Below are 17424 nucleotides of genomic sequence, written 5' to 3'. Positions count from 1 at the left end.
CGTTACAGGTACTTCTTCAACTCCCGCCGCGCCAGCGACCGCTGATGCACCTCGTCCGGCCCGTCGGCGATCATCAGGGTCCGCGCGCCGGCGTACAGCTCCGCGAGCGGGAAGTCCTGGCTGACACCCCCCGCACCGTGCAACTGGATCGCCCGGTCGAGGATGTCGACGACCGCACGCGGAGTGGCGATCTTGATGGACTGGATCTCCGTGTGGGCACCCTTGTTGCCGACGGTGTCCATCAGCCAGGCCGTCTTCAGGACCAGGAGACGGAGCTGCTCGACCGTCACCCGCGCGTCGGCGATCCAGTTGTGGACCACGCCCTGCTGGGCCAGCGCCTTGCCGAAGGCGTTCCGGGACACCGCCCGGCGGCACATCAGCTCGATCGCCCGCTCGGCCATGCCGATCAGCCGCATGCAGTGGTGGATACGGCCCGGACCGAGCCGCGCCTGGGCGATGGCGAAGCCGCCGCCCTCCTCGCCGATGAGGTTGGACACCGGCACGCGCGCGTGGTCGAAGACCACCTCGGCGTGGCCGCCGTGGGAGTGGTCCTCGTAGCCGAAGACCTGCATGGCGCGCTTGATCGTGACGCCCGGGGTGTCGCGGGGGACCAGGACCATGGACTGCTGACGGCGGATGTCCTCGCCCTCCGGGTCCGTCTTGCCCATCACGATGAGGATCCTGCAGTCCGGGTTCATCGCCCCGGAGATGTACCACTTGCGGCCGGTGATGACGTACTCGTCGCCGTCCCGCTCGATGTGCGTGGTGATGTTCGTGGCGTCCGAGGAGGCCACGTCCGGCTCGGTCATCGCGAACGCCGAGCGGATCTCACCGGCCAGCAGCGGCTCCAGCCACTGCTTCTTCTGCTGCTCGTCGCCGAACTGGGACAGCACCTCCATGTTCCCGGTGTCGGGCGCCGCGCAGTTCGTGGCCGTCGGTGCCAGGTGCGGGGAGCGACCGGTGATTTCGGCGAGCGGGGCGTACTGGAGGTTGGTGAGCCCGGCCCCGTACTCCTGGTCCGGCAGGAAGAGGTTCCACAGGCCCTGCCTGCGCGCCTCGGCCTTGAGCTCCTCCACCACGGCCGGCGTGTCCCACGGGGACGCCAGCTCGGCCCGCTGCTCCTCGGCCACCGCCTCGGCGGGATAGACGTACTCGTCCATGAAGGCGAGGAGCTTGGCGCGCAGTTCCTCGGTGCGCGCGTCGAACGCGAAGTCCATGTCCGTCAGCCCTCCTGGATTCCGTCTTGAAGAGTGCTCAGGCCGTGCTCGATGAAGACCGGGACCAGTGCGCCGATGCGGTCGAAGCCGCGGCCGACCGTCTGGCCCAGCGTGTAGCGGTAGTGGATGCCCTCGAGGATCACGGCGAGCTTGAACCAGGCGAACGCCGTGTACCAGGAGACCGCGGAGACGTCGCGTCCCGAGCGCGCGGCGTACCGCTCGATCAGTTCGGCCGGCGCCGGATGGCCGGGCGCCTCGGCGGTCGTGGAGACCGGGGAGTCCGCCATGCCCAGCGGCATGCTGTACATCACCAGCAGGCCCAGGTCGGTGAGCGGGTCGCCGAGCGTCGACATCTCCCAGTCGAGGATCGCCTTGATCTTGTCGTCGTCGCCGATGAGGACGTTGTCCAGCCGGTAGTCGCCGTGGACCACCGTCGCCGCGGGAGAGGTCGGCAGTTGGCGGCCGAGCGTCGCGTGCAGCTCGTCGATGCCGGCCAGCTCACGGTTGCGGGAGGCGTCCAACTGCTTGCCCCAGCGGCGCAGTTGCCGGTCCAGGAAGCCCTCGGGCCGGCCGAAGTCCTCAAGACCCACCGACGCGGGGTCCACCGCGTGCAGTTCGACGAGGGTGTCCACCAGCGACAGCACCGCGCCCCGGGTGCGCTCCGCGCCGAGCGGGGCGAGCTGGTCGGCGGTGCGGTACGGGGTGCCCTCGACGAACTCCATGACGTAGAACGGCGATCCGAGCACCTCCTCGTCCTCGCACAGCAGCACCGGCCGCGGCACCGGCACGTCCGTCGGGTGCAGCGCGCTGATGACCCGGTGCTCGCGCTTCATGTCGTGCGCGGTGGCGAGGACGTGGCCGAGCGGGGGCCGTCGTACGACCCACTGCGAGGTGCCGTCGGAGACCATGTACGTGAGGTTGGACCGTCCGCCCTCGATCAGCCGGCCGGTCAGCGGACCGTGCGCCAGACCGGGCCGCTCGCGCTCGAGCAGGCCGCGCAGCCGTTCGAGATCGAGTCCGGGCGGATGGTCGGGGCTCATACGGGGCTCCTAAAGGCAGGTTAACGAGACCTGACTCATGATGCCGACCAGTCGGTATGTCGTCCAGTGGGGGAGCCGAACGTGATCGGGGCCACGATAGGCCGACAGCTCCCCGCGCGGTGCGTCGGGGAGCTGTCGGGAGTGCGTTCTCGGCCAGTACGGGGCGGGTCGGACCAAGCCGCCCGCGGGCTCCCGTGGGCTCAGTGGTCGTCCCAGTGGCCTGCGTGGGCGGCGTGCCGGTGGCCGTCGTGCAGGTAGTCGACGTGGTCGCCGTGCAGGACGCTCTCGTGTCCGCAGTCGCCGCCGTGCTGATGGGTGTGGCCCTCGTGCGCGACGTGCCCGTCCGTCTCGCACTCGTCCCAGTGGCCGCTGTGCTCGCGGTGCAGGTGACCGTCGTGCGCGTAGTCGGTGTGGTCGCCGTGCGGCACCGCGGTGTGCCCGCAGTCCGGACCGTGGGTGTGCGTGTGGGAGGGATGTTCCACGTGCATGGTGGTCATGGTGCTCACCTTCGAAGGTGCGGTTTGTGACGTCGGACAGGCTGCCACGCGAACGGCGCATATCGGGTTATTCGGGCTTGCGTGGCGCCCTCCCACCCCGGAGGGTCGAACCCATGAAGGGCATCAGCTACACACGCTACGGCGGGGCCGACGAGCTCGCATACGGGGATGTGCGCGATCCGCGCGTCGGCCCCGACTCCGTGCTGGTGAAGGTGCGGGCGGCAGCGGTCAACCCGGTCGACTGGAAGTGCCGCGAGGGCTACATGGACCGGATGCTCGAGCCGGTCTTCCCGGTCGTCCCCGGCTGGGACGTCTCCGGAGTCGTCGTCCAGCCGGGTGTGTCCGTCACGGAGTTCGGCGTCGGTGACGAGGTCATCGGCTACGTACGTGAGGACGTCCTCTCGCGCGGCACCTTCGCCGAGTACGTCGCCGCGCCCGTCCGCACCCTCGCGCGCAAGCCCCGCAACCTCACCTGGGAGGAGGCGGCCGGTCTGCCGCTGGTGGGGCTGACGGCGCTCCAGGTGCTGACCAAGGTCCTCCAGGTCAAGCGCGACGAGACGGTCCTCGTGCACGCGGCGGCCGGCGGTGTGGGCTCGATCGCCGTCCAGCTAGCCCGCCATCTGGGTGCCCGGGTGATCGGTACGGCGAGCGCGCACAACCACGACTTCGTACGCGGTCTCGGCGGTGAGCCGGTCGAGTACGGCGACGGCCTGACCGAGCGGGTGCGGGGGCTGGCGCCCGAGGGGGTGGACGCGGCGTTCGACACGGTCGGCGGTGACGCGCTGAAGGCCTCGGCCAACCTGCTGGCTCCCGAGGGCCGCCTGGTGTCGATCGCCGACCCGGACGTCTTCGACTACGGAGGCCGCTACTACTTCGTCCGCCCCGACGCGGCGGACCTGCTGCGGCTGTCCGAGCTGGCGGAGGAGGGCGTGGTGTCCGTGCACGTCTCGCAGACGTTCCCGCTGGAGCGGGCGGCGGACGCGCACCGGCTCAACCAGGAGGGCCGTACCCGGGGCAAGATCGTGGTCACGGTGGCCTGGGAGACGGAGGAGGAGCCGGTGGCGCCGGAGGGGCTGTGGCAGGGGCCGCAGTGATCGGGTCGTAGCCGAGAGCGGGTCTCAGAGCACCAGGGCGGCGCCGCAGAGGGCCAGGGCCACGGTGAACAGGACCGTGGCCGTGGCATGCCGGGGCGCGAGGGCCGCCGGTTCGGCGGACGAGGCGAGGACGCTGATACGGCGGTGGGCGAGCGCCAGAAAGGCCAGCCACAGCCCGATGCACAGGGCGCAGACGACGAGGCCGACCACCGAGACGCCGCCGTGCAGTGCGGTCTTCACGGCGAGTACGGCGGCCACGGTGCCGGACAGTGTCGTACGGCGCCACGCGAGGCGCGTCCGCTCGGGCTGCAGCCCCGGATCCCTGAGGGGCTCCGCGACCGCCCCGGGGCTCACCCCTCCCACCCCACGAGCACGACGACGACCATCGCGATGGCCACGACCGCGACCACCAGGCTCAGCACCGCCGGGAACCGCGACACCGGCAGGTCCTCGCCCCGCCGCATCGCCCGCTCGCAGCGCACCCAGTGATTGACCGCACGCAACGAGCACAGCACGCCGGCCGCGAGCAACGCGAGCGCCAGCCCGACGCGCCAGCCCCAGCGCAGATCCGGCAGAAACTGGTCCACCGCGAAGCCACCGCCGACGAGCGCGAGCGCGGTACGCAGCCAGGCCAGAAAGGTGCGCTCGTTGGCCAGCGAGAACCGGTAGTCGGGCGTCCCGCCCTCCTGCCGAACTTCCTGCGGCGCAAACCACAGCCGGACGTTCCGTACGAACTCGATCACATGCACGACCCTATCCGGGCGGCGGTCAGGGGGCGCTGTCCGTGCCACCCGCTACGGTTCGGCCCATGGAAGTTCCCACGTCACTGGCCGGGTAGTCGATGCCCGGACATCCCGGACGACGCCGGCACGCGACTACCTGATCCCCCACCCCGACCGGGACCGGCACGCCTACCTGGCCTCGCTCGACGGTCGTCACAGCGGGCCGGGGCTGTCCTGGCCCGAGCTGGTCGCCGTGGCCGGGTCCGCCCCGGCCGGCGCGGCGGGTGTCGTGGATCCAGGACTGCGGATGCTCCTGCTGCTGCCGGCCTTCGGCGACGCGGACGCGCCCGGGGCGGAGGCGGTGGCTCGGACATCCGGTGCGCTCAGGGCGGCGGGCGTGGAACGAGGACACGGCGCCCGACGTGGCGGCGCAGCTCCTGGACCACCAGTACGGGGACGGACCCACGTGGGCGGTGCGGGGCCGCGGCCCGCTCAGCGGAACCGCGGCCGGGCCAAGCAGCCCGCCGGCGCTCTGTGACGGGCGGTACAGCCCCCGCACCGTGCCGGCCGGCCTGGACATCACGCCGACCAGGAGCGGGCTTTCGCCGACGCGCTCGCGGGCCGTCCCCGGGCGGATCAGCCGGCGGCCGCCCGGTGGGCCCTGAGCCGCTCGTACGCCGCCAGCCCGTCCGGCACCCACGCCCACTCCGCCAGCCGCCGCTCGACCTCGGACTCCGGCAGGAAGTCGTGCCAGTCGACCTCCTCCACCTGCGGGCTCACCGGCAGCTCGCAGCGCACCTCGTACACCGCTGACCACCAGGTCTGCCCGGCGCCGTCGTCGTAGAGGAACTTGAAGAGGTAGGTGGGGCGGGGGAGCCCGTTCACGCCGAGTTCCTCCTCGGCTTCGCGCAGGGCGGCGTCGTCGTAGGACTCGCCCGCGCCGACGACTCCGCCGACGAACATGTCGTACCGCGAGGGAAAGACCAGCTTTGTGGGCGTGCGGCGATGTACGAAGAGGCGGCCCTGCGAGTCCCGGGTCTCGATGAAGACGCACCGGTGGCGCAGCCCCTTGGCGTAGGCCTCGCCGCGTCGGGACCGTCCGACGACCCGGTCGTGCTCGTCGACGATGTCGAGAACCTCGTCAGCAGCGCTCATGGGGCCATCCAACCAGGACGGCCGCCCGCACGGTCAGCGCGCCGGAACCGCCGCCACAGCAACCTGCCGCGGCTGCTTCACGCCGCTCGGCATCGCCGAATGCGTGCCGAGCATGATGATGCCCACCACGATCCCGGCGAGCCCCGCCGCCTCCCAGGCCAGCGCGCCCGCGTCGGCGCGGAGCCGGTCGCCGAGGAAGCCGACGCCGCAGAGGATGCCGGCCAGCGGCTGTGCCGCGGTCAGGGCCGGCAGGGACATGCGCAGGGACGCCGTCTCGAACGCGCTCTGGACGAGGATCAGCCCGGTGATGCCGAGCGCCACGACGGCGTACGGCTGCCAGCTGGTCAGGATCTCCGCCATGCCGCCCTCGGCGAACCGCTGCCCGGTCACGCGTGTGAGGGCGTCCTGCACGCCGTACAGCAGACCGGCCGCCGTGGCCAGCAGCGCGGGGCCCGCGCTGAGCCGCGAGCGCTTGGCGTACGCCGTGAGCAGCAGGGCCGCCCCCACCATGACGCCGATGATCAGCCACTGCCTGAAGTCACCACTGGGCGCCGTCCCGCCGTGTGGCTGTCCGGCGACGATGAAGGCCGTCACGCCGCCCGCGAGCAGTGCGAGTCCCGTCCAGCCCTGGCGGCCCAGCGGCTGCTTGGTCTGGCGGCGGGAGAGCGCGAGCGCGAAGAGCAGGTTCGTCGCCAGCAGCGGTTCCACGAGGGAGATCTCACCCTGACCCAGCGCCATCGCGCCGAGCGCCATGCCGACCACCATCAGCCCGATGCCGCCCAGCCAGCGGGGCACCTTCATCAGGTCGAGGAGGATCCGGGGGGAGAGGAAATCCTTCAGTGGCGCCTTCTGGGCCGCGTTCTGCTGCAGTACGAAGCCGAAGCCCAGGCAGCATGCGGCGCTCACGGCGAGTATCAGGATCTGAAGCGACACGCTGCGTACCTCGTTCATCCTGCCGGGTGGGGGACGGGGTGCGTAGGGGCCGACTGTAGCGGCCCCAGGCCCGGCATGCGCGTCCTGCCATCGTGCGATGCCTGCCCGGGTTACGCCATGACGTACGCCACACACTCTGAACAATTCCGACATTTAAGGCAAGGTGCATGGGTATTGAATGCATCAACTGCACCACCAGTAACACCAGTTGACGCGTGTAACGCCTCGGCGGCCCTTGACGCGAACCATTGGCTGCGGGTTTGCTGTGCGTGATCGCTCGATGACAGGCCACATTTTTCCCCGACAGAACCCAGAACCGGTGTCCCCACCCCCGCCACCCCTCGGCCGCGGCCGCAAGCGCGCATCCCACACCTTCGACGCGGCCCTGGACGACGCCGAGCTCGCTGCCGCCCGCACCGCGCTCGCCCAGGGCAGATGGCAGACGGCCCGCTCACTGCTCGCCCGGACCGGCGACGACTGGGACCGCCGAGGGCACCGCGTCACCGTCCTCGCCCAGGAGCCGTACTGCGTGCCCTGGACCCGCGACTGGCTGCTCGCCGAGCCCGACTCCGCCGACGCCGCCGTTCTGCTCGCCCTCGCCCAGGTCCAGCGCGCCCTGCGCGGCAAGGAGAAGCCCGTCCGCGCCCGTGAGTCCTGCCATGCCGCCGCCACGCTCGCGCCCGCCGACCCCACGCCCTGGCTCGGCCTGCTCATGCTGGAGAGCGCGCTGGGCGCCGAGGAGGCGGTGCGGCGCCTGTTCGCCGAGGTCGGCGCCCGGTACGCCGACCACCACCACGCCCACCACCTGATGGTCGCCCGGCTCGCCGAACGCCACACCGGCGCCGGTCCCGACCCGCTGCACGAGGTCTACGACTTCGCCAACGCGGCCGCCGAGCGGGCCCCCGCCGACTCCCCGCTCGCCGTCCTCCCGGTCATCGCCCATGCCGAGCGCTACCGCGTCCTCGCGGGGGCGGGGCGCGAGCAGCCCGACGCCGCCACCTCCGGGCACTGGGCCGGCCGCCGGGCCCGGCAGGTGATGCGGGCCGCCTTCGACTGGTGGCTGGAGTGGGAGCAGGAGGGCCACCCGCGCCGTCTGATCGACCTGAACTACCTCGCCCACGCCAAGGTCTGCGAGGGCCGCGGCGCCGAGGCCGCCGCCCTGTTCCACCGCATCGGCGAGCACGCCACCGCGTCGCCGTGGTCGTACCCGGACCGCGAGCCGTATCCCGCCTTCCGCGCCGCACGCGACACCGCGCTCGGCACGGCGTAACGCCCCCAACCGCAGTCGACCCAAGGACGGTCCCCGATGACCACGGGCAGTTCCAGCACGAGCAGCGCCCCCGCCGGCACCGGCACCGGCGGGATCAGTACGTTCAAGGGACAGGACCGGGCCCTGCGCGCCGACCGGCTGGGTACGACGGGCCTGCTGCTGTCCGTGCTCGCCGCGACGGCACCCCTCATGGTGGTCGCGGGTGTCATGCCCACGACCTTCGGGGTGATGGGTGTCGTCGGGCAGCCGCTGCTCTTCGTGATCCTCGGCCTCGTCCTCGCGCTCTTCAGCGTCGGATACGCCGAGATGAGCCGGCACGTCCACAACGCCGGCGCCTTCTACGCCTACATCTCCCGCGGCCTCGGCGGCACCGCAGGAGCAGGCGCCGCGATGGTCGCGCTCGTCGCCTACAACGCCCTGCAGGTCGGCATCTACGGCATCTTCGGCTTCGAGGTCTCCGGGCTGTTCGCCACCTACCTCGACACGGAGGTCGCCTGGTGGATACCGGCGCTGGCGGCCGTCCTCCTGGTCGGCGGGCTCGGCTGGCTGAAGATCGACCTCAACGCGCGCGTGCTCGGCGTCCTGCTGATCATCGAGGTCGTCCTCGTGGTCATCTTCGACGTCGCCGCGATCGCCGATCCCGCCAAGGAGGGCCTGTCGCTGCACGCCTTCAACCCGGACACTCTCACCGGCGCCGGTATCGGCACCGCACTGTGCTTCTGCGTCGCCGCCTTCCTCGGCTTCGAGCAGGCGCCCGTCTACGCCGAGGAGACCAGCCGCCCGCACGTCCTCGTGCCCCGCGTGATGTTCCTCGCCATCGGCGGCATCGCCGTCTTCTACACGATCAGCTGCTGGGCGTACACTGTCGCCGCGGGACCCTCCGCCATCGTCGGCACCGCCGGGGAGCAGAGCGCCGGCCTGCTGTTCTTTCTCACCGAGGACCTCCTCGGCGCCGGCTTCACCGACGTCCTGCACGTGCTCTTCGTGACCGGCATGTTCGCGGCGATGCTCAGCTTCCACAACGTCGTCGCCCGCTACGCCTTCGCCATGGGCCGCGAGGGCCTGCTGCCGTCCGCCTTCGGCCGTACCAGCGGCGCGAGCGGCGCCCCCGGCACGGGTTCGGTGCTGCAGACCGTGATCTCCCTCGTGGTCGTCGCCGCCTTCGCGCTTACCGACGACAAGCCGACCGGCGACCCGACCGCCCCGGTGCTGCACCTGTTCACCTGGATGGGCAACCTCGGCGCGCTGGGCGTCGCCGCGCTGATGGCCGCCGCGTCGGTCTCCGTCATCGCCTTCTTCGTGCGCCGCGGGGCCGTCGCCGCCCAGTTCTGGCGGCTGGCCGCCTCCGGGCTCTCGGTCGTCGGGCTGCTGTTCATCGTCGTCTACACCGTCAAGGACTTCGACGTCCTGATCGGCGCGGGCCCGGACTCGGCCCTGAACTGGGCGTTGCCCGCCGTCATCGTCCTCGCGCTGGTGGTGGGCGTGCTCCAGGGCCTGCTCCTGCGCTCCCGCGCGCCCGAGCGGCACGCCCGCATCGGGCTCGGCAACGAGGCGTTCCAGTTGGACAAGGCGGCGGCGGAGACGCCGTAGCGGCAGGCTGTGCCCAGGAGCCGCGTAAGAAGTGATTACGGAACTCTGACGAGCACCCGCGATCCCTGGTCCGGCCGGGGTCGCGGGTGTTCGAATGAGTACGTGAACCGCGAACAGCCCGAGCACGAGGGCGGAGAACAGGACGAGGAGCAGGGCGGGCCCGAGGGCAAGCCGATCGGCCGCCGCGTCCTGCTCGGCACCCTCGGTCTGGGCGCCCTCGGCGTGGTCACCGCGCCCGTGCTGCAGCGCGGGATGGAGTCCTTCCTCGCGAGTGCGTCCGACAAGGACCCCACCGGCCTGACCGACCTGCTGCCCAACGGCGGCGGCTTCCGCTACTACTCGGTGACCTCTTCCGTCCCCCGCAAGAACGCCACCACCTACCGCCTCACCGTCGACGGCCTGGTCGACCGCCCCAGGACCTACACCCTGGCCGACCTGCGCGCCCTCCCGCAGACCCGGCTCGTGCGCGACGTCCAGTGCGTCACCGGCTGGCGGGTTCCCGACACCCCCTTCGAGGGCGTGCGCCTGTCCCGGCTCCTCGACGCCGCGGGAGTGCGCAAGGGGGCCGGCGCGGTGCGCTTCACCTGCTTCGACGGCGCCTACAGCGAGAGCCTCACCCTCGACCAGGCCCGCCGCGCCGACGTCATGGTGGCCCTGCGCATGCAGGACAAGGACCTGAACCACGCCCACGGCGGCCCGGTCCGCCTCTACGTGGCGCCCATGTACTTCTACAAGTCCGCCAAGTGGCTCTCCGGCATCACCGTCACCGAGGACGTGAAACCGGGCTACTGGGAGGAACGGGGCTACGACGTCGACGCCTGGGTCGGCCGTTCGAACGGACGCGACGATGAGCCTACGACTTGACGCCCCCATCCGGTCCACGGGCGTGCGGCGCTTCGGCCCGGCGACCCGCTGGGTGCACCGCACGACGGCCGCGCTGATGGGCGTGTGCGTGGTGACGGCGGCCTGTCTGTACATCCCGCAGCTCGCCGAACTCGTCGGCCGCCGCGAGCTGGTGGTCCGTGTCCACGAGTGGGCCGGCCTCGCCCTGCCCGTGCCGGTCCTCGCCGGCCTCGCCTCCCGCTGCTTCCGTGCCGACCTCGGCTTCCTCAACCGCTTCGGCCCGCACGACCGCGTCTGGCTGCGCGCCGCCCTGCACCGCGACAAGCGGCCCGCGTCCCGTCCGGCGGGCAAGTTCAACGCCGGGCAGAAGATCTACGCCGCGTGGATCGCCGGCGCGACGCTGGTGATGGTCGGCACGGGCCTCATCATGTGGTTCACCCACCTCACTCCCCTCGAGTGGCGCACCGGCGCGACCTTCGTCCACGACTGGCTGGCCCTCACCATCGGCATCGTCCTCGCCGGCCACATCGGCATGGCCCTGGGCGACCCGGAGGCCCGCCGGGGCATGCGGACGGGCTCGGTCAGCCGGGAGTGGGCGGAGCGGGAGCATTCACGGTGGCGGCCATGACGGGCGGTACGGGGACTGGCTGAAGGGCTCCGCGAGGGTCGGGGTCGCTGGGCTGGGGCGCGCCGCCGATCCGCCACCGGCGGGCACTTCCGAGCCGGGCGATGACAGCGATCCGCCGAGATCCGGCACCTCCGCGCCGAGCGGGGACACCCATCCGCCGAGATCCGACACCGCCGTTCCGGCCGACGCCCCCGGTTCATCGGTCGGCCCCGTGCCCGGCTCCTCCACCGTGTCCGGGCCGGTGACCGTGAAGGCGGCCGGCAGCCGGACCTCGGTGCCCGCGTGCCGGACGGCGACCTCGACCGGGCCCGGCTCCAGGGCCGGTACGGCAACGGACAGCACCACACGGTCACCCGACTCGGACTTCAGTACGGGCAGACCCGGTACCGCCGGCCCGCCGATGCTCACGCTCGCGTCCCGCAGCAGCTCGGCATGGTCGAAGTAGGTGCCGGTCAGTTCGATGCCGATCGTGTCGCCGGGCCGTGCCTCGCCGTCGCCGCCCGTGTCGACGCCCGCGATCCGGTAGCCGCACGCCGGTGTGCCGCCCGGTGTGGCCGCGAGCCGCACGGTGCCGCCCGGGTGCCGCCGGTGGAAGTCCAGCAGTCCGCCCAGCACGGCGTACGCGGCGCGTCCCTTGCAGGTGTCGACGCGCCCGGCGAGTTCGGCATGGGCCCCGGCCGCCGCGTCCCAGTCACCGCCCCGGCCCTGTACGGCCAGACAGGCCGCGGACAGCCCGCGCAGCAGCTGCCACTCCGCCTCCGTCGCCCCCTGCGGGATCTTCCCGAGGGCGGACTCGCAGCGCTCCGGTGCGCGGAGCAGGTCGTAGACGCTCGCCGGATCCGGTGTGCCGTCGGAGTCGGGCGAAGTCGGGCCGGGCGGGAGCCAGGGCGGCGCTTGGAGGACCACGGTGCCCCTGCCGCTCGGGGACGGGGTCGGCGAAGGGCTGGGACTCGCGCCCACGATCCCGCCCGGCAACCCGCTGGGGACAGCGGTCGGCCCGGACGCGTTCTCGCCCGCCCGGCCGTTGGGCGACTGCTGTGCCACCGGAGCGGAGCGATCCGCCGGTTCCGTCGGCCCACCGCCGCGCTCGGACGGCCCGGCGGTCACGATGGTGCCCTCGCCGCCCCTGCCGTCCGCAGTGCCGCCCCCGTCAGTCGTGAAGGCCGCGGCGGCCACCGCCACCGCCCCGACCACGAGCAGCCCCGAGATACGCATCCCGAGGGAAACCGCCATGACACCCCCCGATGTTCACGCCCCCGACGGCAGCGGCAGCCTCCGGAGGTCACCTCATCATCGGGCCCAGAACACTCTCGGGGAAGTCGCTTCATGTGATCGTCAGGGCGAGTTCAGGTACCCGCGAGCCGTTATCCCGGGAAACGGAAGCCGCGCGGGACCGTCGGACACCCAGGTCGCTCAGCCTTCGAAGTCCAACAGAACCTTGCACGAACTGCTCCGGTCCGCCGCGAGCGTGAACGCCGCCTCGGCCTCCCGCACCGGCACCACCGCGCTGACCAGCCCGTCGAACGAGGCCTCGGCCGCGAGCAGTTCCAGCGCCCCGTCGAACTCCGTGTCGAAGCGGAACGCGCCCCGAAGCTCGATCTCCCGGCTCACGACGAGGTTCCCCGCGAACGGACTGCGCCCAGCCGGCAGCATCCCCAGCTGCACCACGACGCCACCGCGCCGCACCAGCCGCAGACAGGTGTCCAGCCCCGCGGCCACCCCCGAGGCCTCGATCGCCACGTCCACCTCGGAGGGCCGGCCGGCATCGTCCGGATCATCCGCCCGTACGAGGGTTTGGGCGCCGGCGATCCGCGCGTACTCAAGTGCCGTCGGCAGCAGGTCCGTCACCGTGACCCGCCCCGCCCCGGCCGCCTTCGCCGCCGCGACCACCAGACAGCCGATGGGCCCGGCACCGGTCACGAGGACATGCCTCCCGGCCAGGTCGCCGGCCCGCCGCACCGCGTGCAGCGCGACGGACAGCGGCTCGGCGAGCGTCGCCCGCCGCAGACCGAGGCCGGCCGGGAGCGGCCTCAACTGGTCGACCGGTACGACGACTTGAGCGGCGAACCCGCCCTGGACATGCGGAAAGCGCGCCGCGCTGCCCAGGTAGCGGGTGTCCCGGCAGACGTTGCGCCGCCCGTCCACGCACTCGGGGCAGACCCCGCAGGGCGTGGCCGGGTGCACCGCGACGGCCGTACCGGCAGCCGGGCCCGAGTCGCCCGGGGAGCCGTACGACACGACCGTCCCGACCACCTCGTGCCCGAGCACCATCGGCTCCCTCAACCGGAAGTCCCCGACCCCGCCGTGGAGCCAGTAGTGCAGGTCGGAGCCGCAGACCCCGCCGTAGCGCACGGCCACCAGCGCCTGCCCGGGCCCGGGGGCCGGCACCGGCAGCTCCTCGACCCGCAGATCGCCCGGACCGTGGATCACGCAACCGAGCATCCCCGAGGCCTCCTTCACAGCACGCTCGTCATGCCGCCGTCGACGTACAGCACCTGCCCGCCGACGAAGTCCGCGGCCGGCGAGGCGAGGAACAGCACCCCGCCCACCAGGTCCTCGGTACGGCCCCAGCGTCCGGCCGGGGTCCGGCGCCGCACCCACGCGCTGAACTCCTCGTCCGCGACGAGGGGCCCGGTCAGCTCGGTCACGATGTAGCCGGGACCGAGGCCGTTGACCTGCACGCCGTAGGGGCCCCAGTCGGCGCACATGCCCTTGGTGAGCATCTTCAGGGCACCCTTGGTGGCGGCGTAGGGCGCGATGCCGGGGCGGACCACCTCGCTCTGCAGCGAGCAGATGTTGATGATCTTCCCGTGGCCGCGTTCCGTCATCCGCCGGGCGGCCTCCCGGCCCACCAGGAACGCGCTGGTGAGGTTGGTGTCCAGGATGCGGTGCCAGTCCGTGTCGGTGAACTCCAGCAGGGGTGCGCGCAGTTGCATGCCCGCGTTGTTGACCAGGATGTCGAGCGGGCCGACCCGCTCCTCGACGTCCGCGATCCCGGCGGCCACCGACGCGCCGTCGGTCACGTCGAACGCGGCCGTGTGGATCCGGTCGCCGGGCAGGCCGGCGGCCAGTTCGGCGGCGGCCTCGCCGAGGCGTTCGCCGTTGCGTCCGTTGAGGACCACCGTGCAGCCGGCCTCCGCAAGCCCGCGGGCGAGCGCGAGGCCGATGCCCCGGCTGGAGCCCGTGACCAGCGCGGTGCGGCCGCTGATGTCGAAGAGCGGGTGGCTCATGCCCGTACCCCTAGATGATCAGTGAGAGCAGCAGGACCAGACCGCCGGCGACCACCGAGATGATCGTCTCCATGACGGACCAGGTCTTGATGGTCTGGCCGACGTTCAGGCCGAAGTACTCCTTCACCATCCAGAACCCGGCGTCGTTGACGTGGCTGAAGAACAGCGAGCCGGCGCCGATGGCGAGGACGAGCAGGGCGGTGTGGGTCGTCGACATGTCGGCCGCGAGCGGGGCGACCAGACCGGCCGCCGAGACCGTGGCCACCGTCGCCGAGCCCGTCGCCAGCCGTATCGCCACCGCGATCAGCCAGGCCAGCAACAGCGCGGGGATCGACCAGTCCTTGGAGATGTCCAGGACCATCTGGCCCACGCCGGTGTCGATCAGCGTCTGCTTGAAGCCGCCGCCGGCGCCCACGATCAGCAGGATGCCCGCGATGGGCGCGAGGCTCTTCTCGACGAGCGGCGACACCCTCTCCTTGCCGAACCCGGCGGGCCTGAGCAGCGTGAAGATGCCCACGAGTACGGAGGCGAGGAGCGCGATCATCGGGGAGCCGACGACGTCGAACACGCGCTGGACGGTGTTCTCGGGGTTGTCGATCACGATGTCGACCAGCGCCTTGGAGAGCATCAGGACGACGGGCAGGAGGATGGTGGCCAGCGTGGCACCGAAGCCGGGCCGCTTCTCCAGGTCCTCGGAGACCCGCTGGGGGATCATCCGGTCGGGCGCCGGGACGTCGACCCAGCGGGCCGCGTACCGCGAGAACACCGGGCCGGCGATGATCACGGTCGGGATGGCGACGAGGACGCCGAGCGCCAGCGTCACACCCAGGTTGGCGCCGACCGCGTCGATCGCGACCAGCGGGCCGGGGTGCGGCGGCACCAGCCCGTGCATCACGGAGAGACCGGCGAGGGCCGGGATGCCGATGCGCATGAGCGAGTAGTTGCCGCGTTTGGCGACCATCAGCACGACGGGGATCAGCAGGACGACGCCGACCTCGAAGAACAGCGGCAGACCGATCACCGAGGCGATCAGCACCATCGCCCACGGCATCGAACGGCCCTTTGCCCTGGCGAGGATGGTGTCGACGATCTGGTCGGCGCCGCCGGAGTCGGCGAGCATCTTGCCGAGGATCGCGCCGAGGGCGATCAGCACGCCCACGCCGGCCACGGTGGTGCCGAGCCCGGCGGAGAAGCTGGTGATGACCTTGTCGAGCGGCGCCCCGGCGATCGCGCCGAGCGCCAGTGACCCGAGGGTCAGCGACAGGAAGGCGTGGAGCTTGAACTGGGTGATGAGCAGCACGATGACGGCGATGCCCGCCAGGACGGCGATGCCCAGCTGAGCGTGGCCGGCCGAGGTGATGGGCTCGACGGTGTCCGCTGCCAGCATCTCGACGCTGAGTCTGGTCACGGGGTTCCCTTACAGGTACGGGGGATTGGGGAAGGGGGCGAGAAGGGTTACGCGGTCGGCTCGGGAAGGGCCGTCAGGGCCGACACGGCCCGTCCGGTGATCTCCTCGGGGCTGCCCGACACGTCCACGACGACTCCCGCCTCGTCCTCCTGGAGCGGCTGGAGCGTGGCGAACTGGGAGTCGAGCAGTGCCGTGGGCATGAAGTGCCCCTGCCGGTGCGACATCCGGTCCTCGATGAGGGCGCGGTCGCCCGCCAGGTGCACGAACACCAGGTCCGGTGCGGCGGCCCGCAGCCGGTCCCGGTACGACCGCTTCAGCGCCGAGCAGCTGACCACCCCGCCGAGCCCTGCCCGTTCGTGCGCCCAGGTGCCGATGGCGTCGAGCCACGGCCACCTGTCGTCGTCGTCGAGCGGGGTGCCGGCCGACATCTTGGCGATGTTGGCCGGCGGGTGGAAGTCGTCGCCCTCGGCGTAGGGGACGCCGAGCCGGGCCGCGAGCAGGGGACCGATGGTGGTCTTCCCGGTGCCCGCGACGCCCATGACCACGACGACATGGGGGGTACTCATCGCTGCCTCACTGTCTGCTGTCCTCGTCGACACGTGATGTCGACGCAATGAAACTCATTAGGTACGACGAATTCAAGAGTGTGTGACGTATAAGTCTGACTTTTTGATCGCGTGACTTGCCCCGTACGCTGAGTGCATGAGCACAACGGGCCGGGGGCTGCACGGCCGAGTACTGGAAACCCTCGGCCCCGCGATCACCGCGGGCGAGTACCCGCCGGGCAGCGTCCTGCGCACGGACGAACTGGCGCAGCGCTTCGACGTGTCCCGCTCGGTGATGCGCGAGGCGGTCCGCGTCCTGGAGTCCATGTACCTAGTGGAGTCCCGCCGCCGCGTGGGCGTGACGGTCCGTCCGAAGTCCGAGTGGAACGTCTACGACCCCCAGGTCATCCGCTGGCGCCTGGCCGGCTCCGACCGCCCCCAGCAGCTGCGCTCACTCACGGTCCTGCGCTCGGCCATCGAACCGGTGGCGGCAGGACTGGCCGCCAAGTACGCCACGGCCGACCAGTGCGCCGAACTCACCGAGTGCGCCCTCGGCATGGTCGCCCACTCACGCGGCCACCAGCTGGAGGGCTACCTCGTCCACGACGTCGCCTTCCACCGCGTCATCCTCAACGCCTCCGGCAACGAGATGTTCGCCCGCCTCGGTGACGTGGTGGCCGAGGTCCTCGCCGGCCGCACCCACCACGAGGTCATGTTCGAGGACCCCGACCCCTCCGCGGTCACCCTGCACGTCCAGGTCGCCGAGGCGGTCCGCGCCGGCGACGCGGTCCGGGCGGAACACCTGACCCGCGAGATCACCATGGGCGCCCTCCAGGAACTGGACATCCTGGCCCCGTGAACGGCAGGCCCTAGCTCAGGAACTCCCCGTCCACGTACACCCACGCCCCGTCGACCCGCTCGAACCGGCTCCGCTCATGCAGCGACCCACCCCGGTACGAGGCCCGGAAGGTCACCGTCCCCGTGGCGTGGAACGCCGAACCGTTCGCCGTCTCCAGGATCTCCAGCCCGGTCCACCGCATCCCCGGATCGAGGTCCAGCCGCGCGGGCCGCGTCCGCGGATGCCAGGTCCGCAGCAGATAGGCCGCGTCCCCCTTGACGAACGCGCTGTAGCGCGACCGCATCAGCGCCTCGGCGGTCGGCGCGGCAGCGGCACCGGACAGGTAGCGGCCGCAGCACTTGTCGTAGGCCTCGGGCAGCCCGCACGGGCAGGAACGCGTCGTCATGGCCGCCA

General features: G+C 71.8%; 19 protein-coding genes. 6 read left to right on the top strand and 13 right to left on the bottom strand.

From position 1 onward, the window contains the following. Nucleotides 1–2: 2 nt before the first annotated feature. From AB5J55_RS08370 to AB5J55_RS08360, 3 genes are all read right to left on the bottom strand, one after another. Nucleotides 3–1217 carry an acyl-CoA dehydrogenase gene (locus AB5J55_RS08370; protein ID WP_369270033.1) on the bottom strand — a complete coding sequence of 405 codons (1215 nt, stop codon included), beginning with the start codon at nt 1215–1217 and terminating at the stop codon, nt 3–5. Between the two features lie 5 nt (nt 1218–1222). Next, entirely contained in the window at nt 1223–2257 is a 1035-nt protein-coding gene (locus tag AB5J55_RS08365; protein WP_369270032.1) for a phosphotransferase family protein, read from the bottom strand. Nucleotides 2258–2457: 200 nt separating this feature from the next. Then, on the bottom strand, nt 2458–2754 hold the full coding sequence (locus AB5J55_RS08360) for a hypothetical protein (protein WP_369270031.1): 297 nt from the start codon (nt 2752–2754) through the stop codon (nt 2458–2460). A gap of 113 nt (nt 2755–2867) precedes the next feature. Here AB5J55_RS08360 and AB5J55_RS08355 point away from each other — a divergent pair, with 113 nt between their 5' ends. Beyond that, nucleotides 2868–3848, top strand: coding sequence for an NADP-dependent oxidoreductase (locus AB5J55_RS08355; protein ID WP_369270030.1), 981 nt, complete (start codon nt 2868–2870; stop codon nt 3846–3848). Nucleotides 3849–3872: 24 nt separating this feature from the next. Here AB5J55_RS08355 and AB5J55_RS08350 read toward each other — a convergent pair whose 3' ends face one another. From AB5J55_RS08350 to AB5J55_RS08335, 4 genes are all read right to left on the bottom strand, one after another. Next, nucleotides 3873–4202: a DUF202 domain-containing protein gene (locus tag AB5J55_RS08350; RefSeq protein WP_369270029.1), complete on the bottom strand. Its 330-nt coding sequence runs from the start codon at nt 4200–4202 to the stop codon at nt 3873–3875. Then, entirely contained in the window at nt 4199–4591 is a 393-nt protein-coding gene (locus tag AB5J55_RS08345) for a YidH family protein (RefSeq protein WP_369270028.1), read from the bottom strand. Before AB5J55_RS08345 ends, AB5J55_RS08350 begins: the two co-directional genes overlap by 4 nt. A 615-nt stretch (nt 4592–5206) precedes the next feature. Next, nucleotides 5207–5725, bottom strand: a complete 519-nt coding sequence (locus tag AB5J55_RS08340) for an NUDIX hydrolase (protein ID WP_369270027.1) — start codon at nt 5723–5725, stop codon at nt 5207–5209. Between the two features lie 33 nt (nt 5726–5758). Next, nucleotides 5759–6658 (bottom strand): DMT family transporter, encoded by a 900-nt coding sequence (locus AB5J55_RS08335; RefSeq protein WP_369270026.1) that lies wholly within the window; start codon nt 6656–6658, stop codon nt 5759–5761. Nucleotides 6659–6977: 319 nt separating this feature from the next. Here AB5J55_RS08335 and AB5J55_RS08330 point away from each other — a divergent pair, with 319 nt between their 5' ends. The 4 genes from AB5J55_RS08330 to AB5J55_RS08315 all read left to right on the top strand — a co-directional run bounded on the left by AB5J55_RS08330 (nt 6978) and on the right by AB5J55_RS08315 (nt 10989). Continuing rightward, nucleotides 6978–7928 (top strand): hypothetical protein, encoded by a 951-nt coding sequence (locus AB5J55_RS08330; RefSeq protein ID WP_369270025.1) that lies wholly within the window; start codon nt 6978–6980, stop codon nt 7926–7928. Nucleotides 7929–7964: 36 nt separating this feature from the next. Then, nucleotides 7965–9518 carry an APC family permease gene (locus AB5J55_RS08325; RefSeq protein WP_369270024.1) on the top strand — a complete coding sequence of 518 codons (1554 nt, stop codon included), beginning with the start codon at nt 7965–7967 and terminating at the stop codon, nt 9516–9518. Nucleotides 9519–9692: 174 nt separating this feature from the next. Next, nucleotides 9693–10382 carry a molybdopterin-dependent oxidoreductase gene (locus AB5J55_RS08320; RefSeq protein WP_369276129.1) on the top strand — a complete coding sequence of 230 codons (690 nt, stop codon included), beginning with the start codon at nt 9693–9695 and terminating at the stop codon, nt 10380–10382. Further along, nucleotides 10366–10989, top strand: coding sequence for a cytochrome b/b6 domain-containing protein (locus AB5J55_RS08315; protein ID WP_369270023.1), 624 nt, complete (start codon nt 10366–10368; stop codon nt 10987–10989). Before AB5J55_RS08320 ends, AB5J55_RS08315 begins: the two co-directional genes overlap by 17 nt. Here the strand turns inward: AB5J55_RS08315 and AB5J55_RS08310 are convergent. The 5 genes from AB5J55_RS08310 to AB5J55_RS08290 form a co-directional block, all read right to left on the bottom strand. After that, nucleotides 10972–12222: a hypothetical protein gene (locus AB5J55_RS08310; protein WP_369270022.1), complete on the bottom strand. Its 1251-nt coding sequence runs from the start codon at nt 12220–12222 to the stop codon at nt 10972–10974. The genes AB5J55_RS08315 and AB5J55_RS08310 overlap by 18 nt on opposite strands. A gap of 180 nt (nt 12223–12402) precedes the next feature. Continuing rightward, nucleotides 12403–13431 (bottom strand): L-idonate 5-dehydrogenase, encoded by a 1029-nt coding sequence (locus AB5J55_RS08305; RefSeq protein ID WP_369270021.1) that lies wholly within the window; start codon nt 13429–13431, stop codon nt 12403–12405. Between the two features lie 14 nt (nt 13432–13445). Then, entirely contained in the window at nt 13446–14219 is a 774-nt protein-coding gene (locus AB5J55_RS08300; RefSeq protein WP_369270020.1) for an SDR family oxidoreductase, read from the bottom strand. 10 nt (nt 14220–14229) lie between these two features. Then, nucleotides 14230–15627 carry a GntP family permease gene (locus AB5J55_RS08295; RefSeq protein WP_369270019.1) on the bottom strand — a complete coding sequence of 466 codons (1398 nt, stop codon included), beginning with the start codon at nt 15625–15627 and terminating at the stop codon, nt 14230–14232. A 47-nt stretch (nt 15628–15674) separates the two neighbouring features. Beyond that, nucleotides 15675–16193 (bottom strand): gluconokinase, encoded by a 519-nt coding sequence (locus AB5J55_RS08290; RefSeq protein WP_369270018.1) that lies wholly within the window; start codon nt 16191–16193, stop codon nt 15675–15677. Between the two features lie 136 nt (nt 16194–16329). On the opposite strand from AB5J55_RS08290, the gene AB5J55_RS08285 reads away from it, so the two are divergent. After that, a complete protein-coding gene (locus AB5J55_RS08285) occupies nt 16330–17031 on the top strand; it encodes a FadR/GntR family transcriptional regulator (protein ID WP_369270017.1) in 702 nt (233 codons plus the stop codon). Nucleotides 17032–17041: 10 nt separating this feature from the next. Here AB5J55_RS08285 and AB5J55_RS08280 read toward each other — a convergent pair whose 3' ends face one another. Next, nucleotides 17042–17416, bottom strand: a complete 375-nt coding sequence (locus AB5J55_RS08280) for a YchJ family protein (RefSeq protein ID WP_369270016.1) — start codon at nt 17414–17416, stop codon at nt 17042–17044. Nucleotides 17417–17424 lie beyond the last annotated feature (8 nt).

This window comes from Streptomyces sp. R11, assembly GCF_041051905.1.
In the GTDB taxonomy this organism is placed as follows: Bacteria; Actinomycetota; Actinomycetes; order Streptomycetales; family Streptomycetaceae; genus Streptomyces.
The sequence above is the reverse complement of the archived record's forward strand: the minus strand, read 5'-3'. Positions and strand labels throughout refer to the sequence as shown.